At 65.6% G+C, this 15,683-nt stretch carries 15 protein-coding genes; 8 read left to right on the forward strand and 7 right to left on the reverse strand.

The window, feature by feature from the left end; translation table 11 throughout:
* Nucleotides 1-90: 90 nt before the first annotated feature.
* Nucleotides 91-252: a hypothetical protein gene (locus CH306_RS29490; RefSeq protein WP_306437705.1), complete on the reverse strand. Its 162-nt coding sequence runs from the start codon at nt 250-252 to the stop codon at nt 91-93.
* Between the two features lie 214 nt (nt 253-466).
* On the opposite strand from CH306_RS29490, the gene CH306_RS11605 reads away from it, so the two are divergent.
* The 3 genes from CH306_RS11605 to CH306_RS11615 all read left to right on the forward strand — a co-directional run bounded on the left by CH306_RS11605 (nt 467) and on the right by CH306_RS11615 (nt 4,168).
* Nucleotides 467-1,024, forward strand: a complete 558-nt coding sequence (locus tag CH306_RS11605; RefSeq protein ID WP_045198477.1) for a dihydrofolate reductase family protein — start codon at nt 467-469, stop codon at nt 1,022-1,024.
* Nucleotides 1,025-1,206: 182 nt separating this feature from the next.
* A complete protein-coding gene (locus CH306_RS11610; RefSeq protein WP_094646680.1) occupies nt 1,207-2,937 on the forward strand; it encodes a diguanylate cyclase domain-containing protein in 1,731 nt (576 codons plus the stop codon).
* Between the two features lie 4 nt (nt 2,938-2,941).
* Nucleotides 2,942-4,168, forward strand: a complete 1,227-nt coding sequence (locus tag CH306_RS11615; RefSeq protein WP_094628688.1) for an AGE family epimerase/isomerase — start codon at nt 2,942-2,944, stop codon at nt 4,166-4,168.
* 32 nt (nt 4,169-4,200) lie between these two features.
* On the opposite strand, the gene CH306_RS11620 is transcribed toward CH306_RS11615, so the two are convergent.
* Genes CH306_RS11620 through CH306_RS11635 form a run of 4 tightly spaced genes read right to left on the reverse strand, consistent with a single transcriptional unit; the run spans nt 4,201 to nt 8,057 of the window.
* Entirely contained in the window at nt 4,201-5,028 is an 828-nt protein-coding gene (locus CH306_RS11620; protein WP_094646681.1) for a fumarylacetoacetate hydrolase family protein, read from the reverse strand.
* A 3-nt stretch (nt 5,029-5,031) separates the two neighbouring features.
* Complete coding sequence (locus CH306_RS11625) at nt 5,032-5,964, reverse strand: VOC family protein (protein WP_094646682.1); 933 nt, start codon at nt 5,962-5,964, stop codon at nt 5,032-5,034.
* Between the two features lies 1 nt (nt 5,965).
* A complete protein-coding gene (locus tag CH306_RS11630; protein WP_218829674.1) occupies nt 5,966-6,469 on the reverse strand; it encodes a DUF3237 domain-containing protein in 504 nt (167 codons plus the stop codon).
* A 1-nt stretch (nt 6,470) separates the two neighbouring features.
* Complete coding sequence (locus CH306_RS11635) at nt 6,471-8,057, reverse strand: MFS transporter (RefSeq protein ID WP_094646684.1); 1,587 nt, start codon at nt 8,055-8,057, stop codon at nt 6,471-6,473.
* A 147-nt stretch (nt 8,058-8,204) separates the two neighbouring features.
* Here CH306_RS11635 and CH306_RS11640 point away from each other — a divergent pair, with 147 nt between their 5' ends.
* The 4 genes from CH306_RS11640 to CH306_RS11655 are packed head-to-tail and all read left to right on the forward strand — an operon-like array spanning nt 8,205 to nt 13,675.
* A complete protein-coding gene (locus CH306_RS11640) occupies nt 8,205-8,990 on the forward strand; it encodes an IclR family transcriptional regulator (protein ID WP_045198486.1) in 786 nt (261 codons plus the stop codon).
* A gap of 59 nt (nt 8,991-9,049) precedes the next feature.
* A complete protein-coding gene (locus CH306_RS11645; protein ID WP_256981140.1) occupies nt 9,050-10,669 on the forward strand; it encodes an FAD-dependent monooxygenase in 1,620 nt (539 codons plus the stop codon).
* Nucleotides 10,662-12,206 carry a carotenoid oxygenase family protein gene (locus CH306_RS11650; RefSeq protein ID WP_094646685.1) on the forward strand — a complete coding sequence of 515 codons (1,545 nt, stop codon included), beginning with the start codon at nt 10,662-10,664 and terminating at the stop codon, nt 12,204-12,206. Before CH306_RS11645 ends, CH306_RS11650 begins: the two co-directional genes overlap by 8 nt.
* A gap of 17 nt (nt 12,207-12,223) precedes the next feature.
* The gene (locus CH306_RS11655; protein ID WP_094646686.1) at nt 12,224-13,675 is read left to right on the forward strand and encodes an aldehyde dehydrogenase family protein; all 1,452 of its coding nucleotides are present in this window, start codon (nt 12,224-12,226) and stop codon (nt 13,673-13,675) included.
* 45 nt (nt 13,676-13,720) lie between these two features.
* On the opposite strand, the gene CH306_RS11660 is transcribed toward CH306_RS11655, so the two are convergent.
* Entirely contained in the window at nt 13,721-14,002 is a 282-nt protein-coding gene (locus tag CH306_RS11660; RefSeq protein ID WP_094646687.1) for a hypothetical protein, read from the reverse strand.
* A gap of 98 nt (nt 14,003-14,100) precedes the next feature.
* Nucleotides 14,101-14,634 (reverse strand): CGNR zinc finger domain-containing protein, encoded by a 534-nt coding sequence (locus tag CH306_RS11665; RefSeq protein ID WP_094646688.1) that lies wholly within the window; start codon nt 14,632-14,634, stop codon nt 14,101-14,103.
* Between the two features lie 39 nt (nt 14,635-14,673).
* Between CH306_RS11665 and CH306_RS11670 the strand changes: the two genes are divergently transcribed.
* Nucleotides 14,674-15,675, forward strand: a complete 1,002-nt coding sequence (locus CH306_RS11670) for an EamA family transporter (protein ID WP_045198491.1) — start codon at nt 14,674-14,676, stop codon at nt 15,673-15,675.
* Nucleotides 15,676-15,683 lie beyond the last annotated feature (8 nt).

The raw sequence follows: 15,683 nt of genomic DNA on the forward strand, positions 1-15,683 counted from the left end.
TCTTTCCGAACGTGGCGTCGATGTCGGCCATCTCCATCTCGGCGGTCTGCTGAATCAGCTCCATGAGGTCGGTGTCCAGTCCGGGGCGAACTACTCCAGCCGTTCCGGTGAGATTTCCATCGGAACGCCTTCGGGTGCCTGCTCGCGCACGATCCGGTACGAAATGGTCGATCGCGCAGCCTTGTTGGCGGTCATCTCGTACATGCGGCACTTCTGCAGGCGACCGGTCGACTCGAGCATGAGGTCGTACATCAGGTCGAGGACCAGGTTGCCGGAGTTGTAACGTAGCTACCGCTCCACGGGTTGCCGACGGAATCGACCGGCAGTGCCCCCTCTGCCTGCACTCGAACCCTGGGCCCCCTCTGCATGGCCGTCGTGCAGGCGATCTATTCCTTGCCCAGCGCCCGGTGACAAATCGGGCTCGTCGAGGTCAGTACCCACGACCCCATCGGATTTCAGGAGTGACATGGCAATTCTGACGTACAACATGCACGTTTCTCTCGACGGCTTCATCGAGAATTCCGCAGGCAGTCTCGACTTCTCCGTGCCCGACGAGGAGTCCCATCGATTCTCGAACCGGCAGACGGAGGCCACTACTGCCTTTCTGTTCGGGCGTCGACTGTACGAGGCCATGGAGGACTACTGGACGGACCCGCTACGGGCGGAGGGTGACGACGTCGAGGCGGAGTTCGCGCGACTGTATGTGGACACCCCGCGGATCGTCTTCTCCGACACTCTCGATTCGGTGGCCGACGGGTGCCGGTTGGTGCGCAGTGCCGACGCTGTCGCCGAGGTCAAGCGACTGAAACGCGAGACCGAGGGGACATTGGCCGTGGGCGGTGCCGCATTGGCGGAGTCGCTGGTCGACGAGATCGATCAGTTCGAGGTCATCCTTCTGCCGACCATCCTGGGCGGTGGCAAACCGTACTTTCCGGTCGGTCACCATCTCGACCTGACACTCGCGGAGCAGAAGGTGTTCGCCGAGTCGGGGTGGCTGTATCTGCGTTACAGCGTGTCTCGCTGACATCTCGCAGGTACGGGCCGGATTGAGATACCCTCGCGGCACGACACCGGCGGGTGGTTCGTCCGCTTTGGTCGGTCCGGCCCACACCCAGCAGTTCAGACCCCGCGGAGGTCATCGATGCCGCACATGCCGCACCCCCACTCCGACGCGGACCCGGACGCGACCGCCAGAGAGGCCGTCGTATGAGCGGTTGGCTCTGGGTCGTGATCCTGAACGCGATCACTGCGTCGGCGTATCTCGGGATCGTGCTGTTCATCGTTCGTGGGCTGCGTCGCACCGCCCAGCTTCGGAAGAATCGATTGGCGCTGGCAACCGCCGCCATCTTCACCACCTGCGCGGCTCACCATGTGTTGCATGCGGTTCACCTGCTCGCGGGGGCCGGGCACAGCGAACATGCAGGCGGCGGAACGATCGCGATCATGCGGGAGTCCATGGGCGGCGATCTGGATGTCGCAGTGACCCTGTCGACCGCGTTGGCGGGTGTTGTGTATCTCGGAATGCGCCGCTCCTACGGTCCACTGCTTCGCTCGCCGGCGATGTTCGACGATGCCAGTGAGGCTCGGTACCGTCAGCTCGCCGCGAATCTGCCCCACACGACGGTGTTCATCGTCGACCGTGACCTTCGATTCGTCCTGGTCGAAGGTGCCGATCTGGTCGCGGAGGGCTACGACCCGCGCCGGATGGAAGGGAAGTTGCTCGAGGACACGGTGCCAACGGAGGTCTTCGCGCACGTCGCTCCGTACTACCGGGCAGCTGTCGCAGGGGAGGAATCCTCCTTCGATTCCGTCAGCGCCGGGACCGGAAGAGTCTTCCAGGTTCGAGCCCGGCCGCTGCGCGACGAGGCCGATGCCATCGTCGGTGCCATGGTGCTGTCGGAGGACGTGACGGCCGAGCGTGAGGCGCGGGCGGAGCTGGATCGTGCGCGAGCATTCCGGGACGCCGTGTTGACCGCGTCGCCGGATATCGCGACGGTCGTCGACGTCGACACGGGGCACCTGACGTGGGCGTCGCGCAGCCTCCGCTCGTTGATCGGTACCACGACCGCCGGTGATCCGGAGGGGCGGCCCGACGGAGATTCGACGGTCGACGGTGCCGAGGATTCGTCCGACATCGAGGTGCTTGTGGAGGACCTCGACATCGTTGCGGCGGCCGACCGGGCCGCTGCATCGTTGGCAGACGGGGAAAGCCTCACGACTCAGTACCGAGTGCGTGGCCTCGGCGGTGAGACCCGGTGGTTGTCGCGTCGAACCACGCCCTTTCGCCGGGGGCCGTCGGGTGAGGTGCTGCAGGTGCTTTCGGTCCTCCGAGAGGTGACCGACGTCGTCGAGGCCGAGCGTGCTCTCGAACGTGCGGCGCTGCAGGATCCGTTGACGGGACTGCCCAATCGCATGCTGCTGTTGGACCGGATCGGCTCTGCGATCGATCGGGGCGCGCGCACCGGCATCGCGGCGGTGGTGCTGTTCTGCGACCTGGACGGTTTCAAGAGCGTGAACGACAGCGGCGGACATGCTGCTGGCGACGCGGTGCTGGTCGAGGTGGCACGGCGTCTGCGCGCGATACTGAGAAGCGACGACTTCATCGCCAGGGTGGGCGGTGACGAATTCGTCCTGGTCCTCGACGCCCAGATGGACGACCCGGCCTCGGACGCGGACGGACTCGCAGGCAGCGTGGCCGCGCGGATCAAGGCCGCGCTGGCCTCGGCCATCGAGTTCGAGGGACGGCAGTACGAGGTGTCGGCGAGCATCGGAATGGTGCTTGCCCGCAGGGGTGCCACAGCTCAGGATGTGCTTCGGGACGCGGATTCCGCGATGTACCGGGCCAAGCAGAGCGGCAAGGATCGGATCGAATTGTTCGACGATTCGGAGGGAACTGTCGCGTCCGCCGAACAGGCGATCGCGGGCACAGCACAATGAACGCATGACTCCAGCAGACCCCGGCAACTGGTGGACACTGCCCTCTCATCGATCGTGGCTCGACACCGAGTCGTCTCGACTTCTGGATTTCGGAACCACACTCGACCACCCCGCCGGAGGCGCGGCGTGGCTGGACGATCGCGGTAACCCCGACCTCGACCATCCGGCGCATACGTACATCACCGCTCGGATGGCGCATGTGCACTTTCTCGGGTCCGTGCAGGGCCGACCGGGTTCCCGCAGGAGAGCCGATCGCGTCTTCGACGGACTGTCGACCACGTTGCGGGACAGCACGAACGGCGGCTGGTTCGAGTCCAGTGCCGACGCGGCCTCGCCCGATGCAGTGAAATCGGCGTACACGCATGCCTTCGTAGTGCTCGCCGCGTCGGCTGCCGCCGCGGTGGGTCACGCACGTGGCCGGGAACTTCTCGACGAGGCACTCGATATCGTCGACTCTCGGTTCTGGGACGAACGGTACGGAATGTGTTCGGACACCTGGACTGTCGACTGGTCCGAGCTCGATCCGTATCGCGGCATCAACGCCAACATGCACATGGTCGAGGCGCTGCTGGCCGCCGCCGACGCCGGTGCGCCCGAGCTCTGGCGCGAACGTGCACTGCGTATCTGCGACAACGTATGTCGATGGTCCGCGGCCAACGAGTGGCGCGTCCCGGAGCACTTCACGGCAGAGTGGATCCCGCAGCTCGAGTACAACCGCGACGACGTAGCGAACCAGTTCAAGCCCTACGGTGCCACCGTCGGCCACGGCTTCGAGTGGGCGCGACTCCTCGTGCAGGCAAGTCTCGTTGCGGGCGGGCGGGACTACGTCGACGCGGCCGAGTCCCTCTACGACCGGGCTGCCGTCGACGGCTGGCAGCCCGGGCCCACCCCCGGGTTCGTCTACACCACGGACTGGACAGGGCAGCCGGTTGTCACGGGTCGACTGCACTGGGTGTTGTGCGAGGCGATCGGAGCAGCCGCGACTCTCGGACGCGTTACGGGAGAAGAACGGTACGGCACCGACTATCGAACGTGGTGGGACGTTGCGGCCGACTACTTCGTCGACCGCGTCGACGGCTCCTGGCATCACGAACTCGACTCCCACAACGTTCCAGCGGCAACGGTGTGGAGCGGAAAACCCGATCTCTACCACGCCGTCCAAGCGACGTGGATCAGCCGACATGCGCCGAACACGAGCATGTTGGCTGCGCTGCAGCCCGATTCGGACTGACGAGTGCCACAGGCAGCGCAGACGCACTGATGTCAGTGCACCTCCGCCACCAATCGGTTGCTCACCGACCCGAGGTTGTCGATTTCCACACTCACGTGATCGCCCGGCTTCAGTAACAGCTGAGGCTTGCGGCGGTAGCCCACTCCGCCGGGCGTGCCGGTGAGAATGACATCACCGGGCTCGAGGGTGGTGAACGTGGAGATTGTTGCGATCAGGTTCGGCACCGTGAACAGCAACTGCGACAGATCCGATTCCTGTACCTTCTCGCCGTTGACGATCGTACGGATGCCGCAACTCGCGAGGTCGACCCCTTCGGGGCAGACGACGTACGGGCCGAGGGGAGTGCTTGCGTCCCAAGCCTTTCCCTGCATCCACTGATGCGTCTTGTACTGGAAATCACGCATCGTGATGTCGTTGGCGACGGCGTAACCCAGAACGTGATCGAGTGCGTTCTCCTCGGTGATGCGCCTGCCCGCGCGTCCGATGATCACCGCCATCTCGCCCTCGTAGTCCACCTCGGAACTCTCCGGTGGGACGGCGATGTCGTCGTAGGCCCCGATCAGGCTGGAGGCGAACTTGGGAAACATCACCGGGTACGTGGGGAACTCGCGTCCTGTTTCGGCAATGTGGTCGCGGTAGTTCAGTCCGACGCAGATCACTCGGGCGGGGTCGGTGACAGCCGGGAGGACGCGCACGTCGCCGATCGGTAGACGCTCCCCGGTCAGGCGATCTGCCCCGGCAAGTGCCTCGAGCGAACTGGTTCGCCCGAGTGCGTCGATTCCCTGCAGCGGGATCAGCGAATCCCCGTCGACCTCGCCGACTCCGCGAATACCGTTGTGCTCGTAGCTGATGTAAGCCATAGCTCAGATCTCGCTTTTGCTCGTCTTGCGCCAGCTCGCCAGCTGTCCGCCCCACAGATTCACCGACGCGGGTACCGGACGCCACTGCCGCGTCACGTACGTAGCTCGGTCGTCGTGAAACTTCTCCATCTCGGCCGAGAGCTCGATGTGGTTGCCCGCCGGATCGTCGAAGAAGACGAACAGATTGTTGCCGGGGCCATGGCGTCCCGGGCCCCAGACGACGTCGACACCGATCTCGGTGAGGCGATCGCACCAGGACTTGAAGTCCTCCCACTCGGCGAGGTCGTAGGAGTAATGGTCGAGATCGCCGGGCACACCGTTCTCGACGACGGCCAGAGTGTGGTGATCGCGGTCGCTGCGCAGCCACGCGAACTTGCCGTCCTCGAGCTGATCGGAGATGCGGAATCCGACGGTGTCGACGAAGAACGAGACCATCTGCGCCACGTTGTCGGTGCCGAGAGTGGTGTGCTGGAACTTGATCGGGCGTCGTCCCGGATCGGCAGCGTTCTCACCCTGGCGCGCGACCGGTCCGTGGAAATGCACCGTGGTGCCGTCGGGGTCGGTCACCGAGATGCCCGACGGTGCGCCGACGGCATGGTCGAGGACGGACGGATCCAGATCCGTGACGTCGTGGCCGGCGTCCTTCAATCGTGCGGTGATCCCGGCGATACCGTCGGCATCACGAACCTCGAAGCCGTAGTGAGACAGTGCCTTCGGACCCTCGGTGAGGTCCAGAACGTGGTGTCCGAGGCCCCAGCCGAGGCGCAGGCCGCCGCCTGCGAGCTCCTCCTGCACGGTCAGGCCGACGGTGCGGCCGTAGAAGTCGGCGGTGGCGGCGACGCAGGGAACGGTGAATCCGAGGTGCGAGACGGCGGTCCGGCGCAGTGTGCCCACGGCTCTACCTTCCTGCAGTCTGTTCCGGGTGGGAGTGGTCATGTCAGTGATCCGCCTTTCGGGGCGTCGATGGGGTGGGAACGGGGGCGTCGGTGTAGACGGTGATACGCACCCGGTCGCCGCGGGTGGGCGGTTCCAAGTGGCCGAGGAACACGCTGTGGTTCAACCACTTCCATCCTGGATCGGCCACCTCGAAGCGCGGGTTGGTGGAGCAGTACCAGTGGTCGATGTCGGCAGCACCGCCGGCGAAGATGCGCTCCATGGTGGCATCGTCCTGGGTGCCCCAGCCCTCGTTGGTGACCATGATGGTCACGTCGTCGTCGGTGACGATCGTGTAGCGAGCCCACAGGTGGGTGACGCCGTCGGTGCGCACCAGGTTCCAGTCCGCACCGCCGGGCAGGATCGTCCCGGATCCGGCCGGTCCCTGGAATCGGCCGCCGGTGATCGGGATGACCCGACGCATTCCGTGTGGGGTCGACCCGATCACCACCGGGGGAGCCAGCTCGACGTCGAGGGTGAAGACGTGATGGAGAGTGGGCGTGGACATGTCACTCACCGGCGGGCAGCAGTCGCCCGGCCGTAGGTGATGCTGCCGCGTCGATCGGGGCAGCATCGAGTCCCCTGGGGGCTCCGCCGGGAATGACGAGGGCGATGAGCGCAGCCAGGACGGTGGCTCCGGCACAGACGTAGATGCCGATGTCGAGGCCGGTCTCGAGAGCCGTCCTGGCAAGTGGTGCAACCAGATCCGAGATCGGACCGAGGTCGGCGTTGGCCACCGCCAACGGCCCGCCCTGCTCTGCGACGCCGGATGCCACGCCCACCGCCTCGGGAGGGAGAGAACCGTCGGACAGGGTGGAGGTCAGGGTGGCTCCGGCAACTCCGAACGCCACGGCGCTGACGATCGCGGGCCCGAGGCTCTGCCCGGTCTCGCGAACGAGACTGGTTACCGCGCTGGCCATTCCGGCGTAATCGATGGCGACGGCTCCGACGGCGACGGCCGTCAGTGCGGTGAACATGGTGATGAAGCCGGTTCCGAGCAACAGGATCGGGCCGGTCATCGCGAGCAGCGAGGTGGAGTCGCCGGGTAGCTGAGCCATCCATATCTGACCGACGGCCAATGCCGACAGTCCGGTGACCAACAGGGTGCGGGCCGCGACGCGCATCAACAGGCGCGGGAGCAGTGGCGTGAGGAGCAGCGGTACGGCTTGGATGAGAGCGAACGGCAGTGCAGCCTGCAGCGGGCTGACGTGCAGGATCGCTTCGAGCTTCACGCTGAGCGCGTAGGCGGTTCCGATGAAGCCGAACATCGCGAGCAAACCGATCAGCGCAGTCGCCGCGAAGGCAGGCGTACGGAACAGCGCGAGATTCAGCATCGGGGTGCGCGCTCGCTGCTCGCTGACGACGAACGCGACGCCTGCGGCGACCGCGAGAACGAAGGCACCCACGATGACGGGGCTCGAATAGCCGTCCACGGAGCCCTGGATCACCGCATACAGCAGGGCGAGCAAGGCGACGGCGATGGTGATCTGGCCCGGCCAGTCGAGTCCGCGTCCGGCGGGATGACGTGAGTCGACGATCACCGCGGCGCTGACCACGGCGGTGACGAGACCCAGAACGGCGGGAATGGCGAACGACCAGCCCCAGCTGAAGTGTTCGGCCGCGAAGCCGCTGATCAGCGGAGCGATCATGGCACCGAACGCCAGGCTGACTGCCCAGAGAGACAGAGCGCGGGCTCGCTCCTGACGATCGGGGGTTGCCGAGACCAGCATGGCCAGTGACGTGGGAAAGATTGCGGCGGCACCGAGTCCGGCGATGGCCTGCCCGGCGATCAGTTGTGTCAGGGTTCCCGACGTTCCGGCGACGACGTCGCCGACGAAGACGAGCACGCCGCCCCAGACGAGCAGCCTCTTGCGGCCGAACATGTCGCCCAGTACGCCGAAATTCAGCTCGAGTATGGCGGTGGGGAGGATGAACGCGGCCGGGATCCAGGCCAGCGCCGCTGCGCTCGCTCCGAGGTCGCGTTGGATCACGCCGAGAATGGGCGCTGCGAGTGAGACGCCCATCTGGGCGACGCCGATCGCGAGGCAACAGGCGATGAGCGTGCCGCGATCCAGTTTCTGGTGGGTGGGGTTCATGGGTTCCTCATCCTGAGGGAATGTCCTGTAAAGCAGGACCACTGTTGTCTAATACAGGACAGTGTTCATGGCCTGGATCACAGCTGTCAAGGGCGAAGATCCGTTTGATGACACTGCAGTCCTGACAATCAGAACTAGGATGGAGACATGGCTCCTGAGACGAGTGGATACCGAGAACGCAACAGCACGGCCGACCGCGCGCTGATCATCCTGGGAATGTTCACCGAGGATCGCCTGCAGATCAGCGCCAACGATGTCGCCGAGGCCCTGGGCAGCGCGCGCTCCACGGCGTACCGATATCTGCAGACGTTGGTCGGCGCATCGTTTCTCGAGGAAGCTCCCAATGGCGGCTTTCGGTTGGGTGTCGCAGTACTCGAACTTGCTCGATTGGCCAGGCGCGGTTACGGATTGACGACGATCGCCCAACCCGTGATGCGTGAATTGGCCGACGAGGTAGGGGAAACCGTGTTGCTCACCAGGCTCGTCGACGACACGGCTGTGTGCATCGAGCGGTGCGAGGGGGCCAAGCAGCTGGTGCGCCTGAGCTACGAGCGTGGGAGTCGGCTGCCCATCAATGCAGGTGCGTCGGCGTTGACGCTCCTGGCCTGGCTGCCGGAGAAGGAGATCCGCTCGATCCTGGGTCGGCATGTGCTGCAACGCTTCACCGATCGGACGTTGACCGACGTCGATCGCCTCGTCGACCGCCTCGAGCGCATCCGCACCACCGGCTACGGCGTCACCGTCGCGGAGGTGGACCCGGATGCGATGGGCATCGCCGCACCCATCTTCGACGAGTCCGGTTCGGTGGCAGCGGCATTGAGCATCGTCGCGATCAGACGTCGTGTTCCGGAGGATCGGACCGACGTGCTCGTCACCGCAGTGCGGGCAGCGGCGGAGACTCTGTCGACGAGGCTCGCCGTCGTCAGCTCGTAGTGTGTCCTATTTTGTGGGACACCATTCCTATTTAACGTGATGCGCGCTACCTTGGTGGTGTGGACACGAGATTCGACACCCTCTACGACGTAGCGATCTGCGGTGCCGGTCCGGTCGGGATGACCGCGGGCCTGCTGCTCGCTGCACGAGGGCTCCGCGTCATCGTTCTCGAGCGTCGTTCGACGACGAGCGACGAACCCAAAGCGATCAGCATCGACGACGAGGCACTGCGCACCTATCAGCAGGCCGGCGTCATCGACCGAATTCTGCCGATCGTCGTGCCGGGCACCGGAACTCGCTACTACGGCCTCGACGACGAACCGCTCTTCCACGGTGGCGCGGAGAGCGCCTACCGACTGGGCTACCCGTTCAAGAACCCGTTCGCGCAACCGGATCTCGAACGCGTGCTGGCAGCGGCTCTGCATACGGCACACCATGTCACCGTACGGTTCGACACCGAGGTCACCTCGATCGTGCAGGATGCGGACGCCGTGGCCATCGAAGCGGGTGGACGCACGGTGCGCGCCCGCTACCTCCTCGGCAGCGACGGCGGACGATCCACGGTTCGAAACCTGCTGAAGATCGGCATGACCGGACGCAGCCATCCGGAATTGTGGTTGGTGGTGGACACGCTCGGCGACCCTCACATCGAGCGTTACGGAATGCACCATGCCGATCCGAGCAGGCCGCACGTGGTGGTACCCGGACTCGACGGTCGCTGTCGATACGAATTCCGCCTGTTCGACGGCGAGGGCACGGCCACCGACTCGCCACCGTTCGAGCTCATCGAAAGACTCGTCTCGCGCTACCGCCCGATCACACCCGCTCAGGTCGAACGAGCCGTCAACTATCGCTTCCACGGTCTCGTGGCCGACCGATGGCAGCTCGGGCGCTGCTTCCTGCTCGGCGACGCCGCACACATGATGCCCCCGTTCGCCGGTCAGGGTCTGAACTCCGGCATTCGTGACGCCGCGAACCTGGCGTGGAAGTTGGCCGGGGTGCTCGACGGCTGTCTGCACGAAAGAGTCTTGGCCACATACGGATCCGAGCGTGGCCCGCACGCCGCCGCGGTGGTTCGCGCGTCCGAGCGGTTGGGCCGCGTGGTGATGACGACCAATCCTCGTGTCGCGGCCAGGCGCGACGAGTTGGTCCGAGCCGCATTGGCCACCGAGAACGGGCGACGCTGGTTCGAGACCATGGCCTACCGCCCGCCGTACCGATTCTCCGACGGACTCGTACTCCCCGGCGACGACACCGGGAGTGCGATCGGGCAACCCCTGGCCTTCGACTCGGCGACCCGAACCATCCGCCCGCTCGACGAGATTCTCGGAACCGGTTGGGCGCTGATGGGAATCGACGTGCGCGACGCGGGGGACTGGTCCCGTGCCCGCGGTATCGCGCGCGGCCTGCACGCCGTCGAGGCCGCAGTGCCCACCGATCGCACGGCACCGAGAATCGACGACGTCAACGTACTGCTCGACGTCGACGGTCGATTGGACGACGAGATGCGCACGTACACCGGCAGATTCGTCCTCGTCCGGCCCGACCGATTCGTCGCGGCCGCGTGGCTTCCGCACGAGGGTGACGACGTTCGAGCCGCGGTGGCGTCGTGGACCGGATCTTCCCCGAGCCCTTCCGAACTGTCCTGTCTCGAGACGAAAGGCGTCAGCTATGCGTGACCTACCCACCCCGCTCCCGACGACACTGGTCCGACGGACCGCGCCTGCGACTGCGCGCCACGAGGCGGATGTCGACTGGAACACGTCCAACAAGTTCCTGAACGGTCCGTTCGCGCCGTGGCACGAGGAGACCGAGGCATTCGACCTCGAGGTCATCGGGAAACTGCCCGACGACCTGGCCGGCGCCCTGTTCCGGGTAGCCGACAACCCCCGCTTCGAGCCGCTCGACACCGACCGCTACCACTGGTGGGAAGGCGACGGCGGAGTCGCCGGCACCTATATCCGCGACGGGAAGGCGTCGTTCCGGATGAAGTGGGTGCACACCGACACCATGAAGATCGAGGTCGAGGCCGGTGAAGCGTTGTACAGCGGTTTCGTCAACGGCTCGGGCAAGGCCAAGCGGGATCTGCCCGTTGGCGCACCGCCGTCCAAGAGCGTCGCCAATACCAACGTCGGCCTGTTCGCCGACCACCTGCTGGTGTACTACGAAGGCGGACTGCCGCATTCGATGCACCCCGAAAGCTTGGACACGCAGGGCACGTACGATTTCGGTGGCGCACTGGATATCCTGTGCACAGCGCACTACAAGATCGAACCGTCGACGGGCAACATGCTCTTCTACTCTGCCATCGGGCCGAATCTGACGTGGTACGAGGCCGATACCAGCGGCACCGTCGTCGATACCGTCACTTTCGAGATGGGCTGTCCGGCAATGGTGCACGATTACATCGTGAGCGAACACCTCGCGATCTTCCTGATCTCGCCCAACCAGTTCCGCCTCGACCGCATCATGGCGGGGCGGCCCGGGGTGCTCTGGGACGAATCGGCTACACCGAACGGCAGCAGGTTCGCCGTCCTCGACCGTCGAACCCACGAAGTCACGTGGTACGACACCGGCCTGATGCTGGCCCCGACGCACTTCTTCAACGCCCACGAAACTGCCACCGGAATCGTGGTGGACCTGCACGTCATTGCACGTCTGGGCAATCCGGCCGACGACTCGGACGAGCCGATCGACTCGCACTCCTGGTTTCCACCCGCGATGGCCTGGCGGTTCGTGCTCGATACCGCAACCAGGACGACCACCCAGCACATGCACAGCGGGGTGGCGGGCGAGTTCCCGAAGATCAACGACGCGTGGCTGGGCCAGGAGAATCGCTTCGGCTACTTCGCCACCACCCGAAGCCTGTCGCCGCTGACCCTGACGGATGGGCTTGCGCGCCATGACTTCTCGACCGGACAGACGATCGTGCTCGAAGGGCCGGACGGTTTGACCAGCCCCAGTGAACCGGTCTTCGTTCAGCGTCGAGGCGCGAGCATCGAGAACGACGGCTACCTGCTGACCCTGTGGTGGAATCCGGCGTCCGGCCTGTCCGAACTATTGGTGCACGAGGCCGACTCGTTCACCCGCGAACCACTCGCACGCGTCAAGCTCCCCGTCCGAGTGCCGTTCGCATTCCACGGATCCTGGGCCGAGGCCGAGGTGCTCGACGCAGCGATCGCAGCCCAACCTCGACGAACGAAGAACACCGAGTAGGAAAGAGCAGGACTGACATGGCGAACACACAGGCGTGGACGGCAAAGATCTTCGACGGCGGATGGGTGGACGGCGGTGGTGGAACCCTCGACGTGACCGCGCCGTCCGACGGGTCGGTCGTGGCCACCGTCGGTGCCGCCGACGTCGCCGACCTCGATCGAGCAGTCGCGAAAGCTGCACGTGTGCAGAAGGAATGGGCCGCCAAGCCGTACACCGAGCGAGCGTCGGTCATGACGAGGGCCGCGGAGCTTCTCGCGGACGATCCCGAGCGTCTGACGCGGTGGTTGGTTCCCGAATCGGGATCGAGTCACGGCAAGGCGGGGGCCGAGATCGGACTGGTTCTCGCCGAGCTGACCGAGGCCGCCGCTCTCGCGTCGCAGCCCTACGGGCAGGTGCTGCGGAGCGCGAAATCGCGTTTCTCGGTGGGCCGTTACGTTCCGATGGGCGTCGTCGGCGTGATCAGTCCGTTCAACTTCCCCTCGGTACTGTCCATGCGGTCGGTCGCACCTGCTCTGGCCGTCGGCAATGCCGTCGTTCTCAAACCCGATCCTCGAACGCCGATTTCGGGTGGTCTGATCCTCGCCGAGATCTTCGCCGAAGCAGGCCTGCCGGACGGTCTGTTGCACGTACTGCCCTCGGGTGCCGATGTGGGAGCCGCTCTCGTCTCGCACCCCGATGTCCCGTGCATCTCGTTCACCGGGTCCACGGCAGCCGGCCGGCGAATCGCGGAAGCTGCAGCGCCACTACTGAAGAAGGTCCACCTCGAACTCGGCGGGAACAACGCGTTCCTCGTGCTGCCCGACGCAGACATCGAGGCCGCCGCATCGGCGGGCGCATGGGGATCGTTCCTGCACCAGGGGCAGATCTGCATGGCGTCGGGCCGGCACCTCGTTCCCGAGCATCTCGCCGAGCAGTACACCGCGGAGCTTGCGAAGATCGCTGCACGCATCACCGTCGGAGACCCGACCGACCCGTCGAATGCGTTGGGGCCCATCATCGACGAGAACCAACTGAAGCGAGTCGACGGCATCGTGCAGTCCACGGTGACGGCCGGTGCCGAACTGGCTGCAGGCGGAACGTTCGACGGTCTCCACTATCGGCCGACCGTGCTCGGCAACGTGCCGAAGGATTCGCCGGCGTTCACCGAGGAGATCTTCGGCCCAGTCGCACCCATCACCACGTACCGCACCGTGGACGAGGCGATCGAGATCATCAATTCATCGGAATACGGCCTGTCCGTTGCGATCGTCACCGCGAATCCGTTCGCGGCGTACGAGTTGGCGGACCGAATCCGTTCCGGCGCAGTGCACATCAACGATCAGACGGTCGACGACGAGGCGGTCGCTCCGTTCGGTGGCGTGAAGGCCTCGGGTTCGGGTGGGCACTTCGGCACCACCGTCAACCTCGACACCTTCTGTGACCTGCAGTGGGTCACGATGCAGTCGGACATCCAGAGATATCCGTTCTGAGCCCCACAGCCGTTTCGAACCTGCAGCGGCCCCGCATCCAGTGCTCTACTCGCGGTGTGGGGTCCGCTCGCCGGTGTTGGGGTCGACGTCGAACAGTTCGTCGGTGTGGTCCGGCGCGTAGACGAACTGCGTGGACTCGCTGGATCGACGACGAGCGCCCTCGCGTACGGCCAGATATCCGCCGGCGAACAGCGCGATTATCGCGATGCCCGCAACGATGGCCCAACCCTCGAAGCCGCCGGCCAATGCGGCGATCAGGCCGCCGATTGAGGCAATTCCGGCAAAGATCAGTACGACGGCCAACATGTTGACGACAGCTCTGGACATGCTTGATACGGGAGGCCTTTTCTCGACCATGGGAGTAATTCCTTTCGATCAGTTCGATCGTGGAATACCCGAAAGCCGATCGACTAAGCCCCGCGGTCCTACTGGGCCTTGCGCGCTCGATACGCAGCAACCGCCGCGCGGTTGCCGCACGTGGTGCTGCAGAACCGACGCGACCGGTTGCGTGAGAGGTCGAGCACCAGCCCGTTGCAGTCCGGATCGGCGCAGACGTCGAAGCGCGAGAGCTCGTCTGCCCGGATGACGTCGATCATGGCCATCGCGGTCTCGACCACGATGCGGGTCACGAGGGGACTGTCGTCGGCGACGGCATGGACGTGCCAGTCGAGATCTCCGTGACGAACCAGTCGGGGCAGGGCCGAGGACTCGGCCAGCAATCGGTTGACCTCGACCACCGCGTCGTCGCGGCTGCTGGTCAGCAGTGCGCGCAGGGTCGGCCGCAGTGCCCGCACCGCTTCTAGCTCGGCGTCGTCGCCGTCGAACCGGCCGGAGTACCCCTGTTCGGTGAAGAACTCGGCGAGCTGCTCCCGCGTGGTCAGCGTGTCCGGGTCCTCGGCCGAATTGACCAAGGCCACGGCGGACAGCAACGACAATTCCGCGTCATGAGCAAAAAGCATGTTGACACCTTACCAAGTCACTCCCTACTGTCACATGTCATGACGGCTTACACTCATGACGCGCAGGTAGATCTCGCGGCCACCCACGACGCTGCGGCGCGGTCGCGTCGACTCTCGGGACTCGGTTTCGCGCTGCTCTCGGCGGCGTCCTTCGGCCTCTCCGGGTCGCTCGCGACGGGACTGCTCGACGCCGGCTGGACGGCCGGGGCTGCGGTGACCGCGCGAATCCTGCTGGCGGCGGCCGTCCTGCTGATTCCGTCGATTCTCGCGTTGCGTGGGCGATGGAGCCTGCTGGCGAAGAACTGGAAGCTGCTGCTCGCCTACGGAGCTTTTGCGGTGGCAGGCTGCCAGCTCGCGTTCTTCAACGCCGTCGGACGGATGGAGGTGGGGGTGGCGCTGCTGATCGAGTTCACCTCGCCTGTGGCCGTCATCGGCTGGATGTGGTTCCGTCACCAACAGCGACCGGGTCGGCTGACCGTGGTGGGCGCACTGCTGGCCGCGATGGGTCTGGTGCTCGTGCTCGACCTGATCTCCGGTGCCGACGTCGACACCGTCGGTGTGCTGTGGGCGCTGGGCTCGATGGCCGGTGCGGCCGTCTACTGGGTGCTGTCGGCGGACGAGAGCAACGGACTCCCGCCGATCGTGCTCGCCGGGGCCGGCCTGCTCACCGGTGGTCTCATCCTGTTGGTCGCAGGGCTGATCGGTATCGTACCGTTCGCCGCCCCGCTCACCGATGTCACCTTCGTCGATGCGGTTGTGCCGTGGTGGGTCCCGATCATCGGCCTCGGCGTCGTGACGGCCGCACTGGCCTACGTCCTCGGGATCGCCGCGGGCCGACGCCTCGGGTCACGGTTGGCGTCGTTCATGGGATTGATGGAAGTCGTTGCCGCACTTGTGTTCGCGTGGTTGCTGCTCGGTCAGGCTCCGGCACCGATCCAATTGGCCGGTGGCGCACTGGTTCTGCTCGGCGTGGTCGTCGTCAAGTCCGGCGAGCGAGCCACGGCGGAGGAGCCGGTGGAGCCGCTGCAGAGCAGGCCGTGACCTGACGC

It is taken from the genome of Rhodococcus sp. 15-725-2-2b (assembly GCF_002259075.1).
Lineage (GTDB): Bacteria > Actinomycetota > Actinomycetes > Mycobacteriales > Mycobacteriaceae > Rhodococcoides.

Excerpts from the sequence above, each read along its gene's own strand:
- CH306_RS29490 (WP_306437705.1), bottom strand. The coding sequence starts at position 252 with ATGTACGACCTCATGCTCGAGTCGACCGGTCGCCTGCAGAAGTGCCGC.
- CH306_RS11605 (WP_045198477.1), top strand. The coding sequence starts at position 467 with ATGGCAATTCTGACGTACAACATGCACGTTTCTCTCGACGGCTTCATC.
- CH306_RS11610 (WP_094646680.1), top strand. The coding sequence starts at position 1,207 with ATGAGCGGTTGGCTCTGGGTCGTGATCCTGAACGCGATCACTGCGTCG.
- CH306_RS11615 (WP_094628688.1), top strand. The coding sequence starts at position 2,942 with ATGACTCCAGCAGACCCCGGCAACTGGTGGACACTGCCCTCTCATCGA.
- CH306_RS11620 (WP_094646681.1), bottom strand. The coding sequence starts at position 5,028 with ATGGCTTACATCAGCTACGAGCACAACGGTATTCGCGGAGTCGGCGAG.
- CH306_RS11625 (WP_094646682.1), bottom strand. The coding sequence starts at position 5,964 with ATGACCACTCCCACCCGGAACAGACTGCAGGAAGGTAGAGCCGTGGGC.
- CH306_RS11630 (WP_218829674.1), bottom strand. The coding sequence starts at position 6,469 with ATGTCCACGCCCACTCTCCATCACGTCTTCACCCTCGACGTCGAGCTG.
- CH306_RS11635 (WP_094646684.1), bottom strand. The coding sequence starts at position 8,057 with ATGAACCCCACCCACCAGAAACTGGATCGCGGCACGCTCATCGCCTGT.
- CH306_RS11640 (WP_045198486.1), top strand. The coding sequence starts at position 8,205 with ATGGCTCCTGAGACGAGTGGATACCGAGAACGCAACAGCACGGCCGAC.
- CH306_RS11650 (WP_094646685.1), top strand. The coding sequence starts at position 10,662 with ATGCGTGACCTACCCACCCCGCTCCCGACGACACTGGTCCGACGGACC.
- CH306_RS11655 (WP_094646686.1), top strand. The coding sequence starts at position 12,224 with ATGGCGAACACACAGGCGTGGACGGCAAAGATCTTCGACGGCGGATGG.
- CH306_RS11660 (WP_094646687.1), bottom strand. The coding sequence starts at position 14,002 with ATGTCCAGAGCTGTCGTCAACATGTTGGCCGTCGTACTGATCTTTGCC.
- CH306_RS11665 (WP_094646688.1), bottom strand. The coding sequence starts at position 14,634 with ATGCTTTTTGCTCATGACGCGGAATTGTCGTTGCTGTCCGCCGTGGCC.
- CH306_RS11670 (WP_045198491.1), top strand. The coding sequence starts at position 14,674 with ATGACGGCTTACACTCATGACGCGCAGGTAGATCTCGCGGCCACCCAC.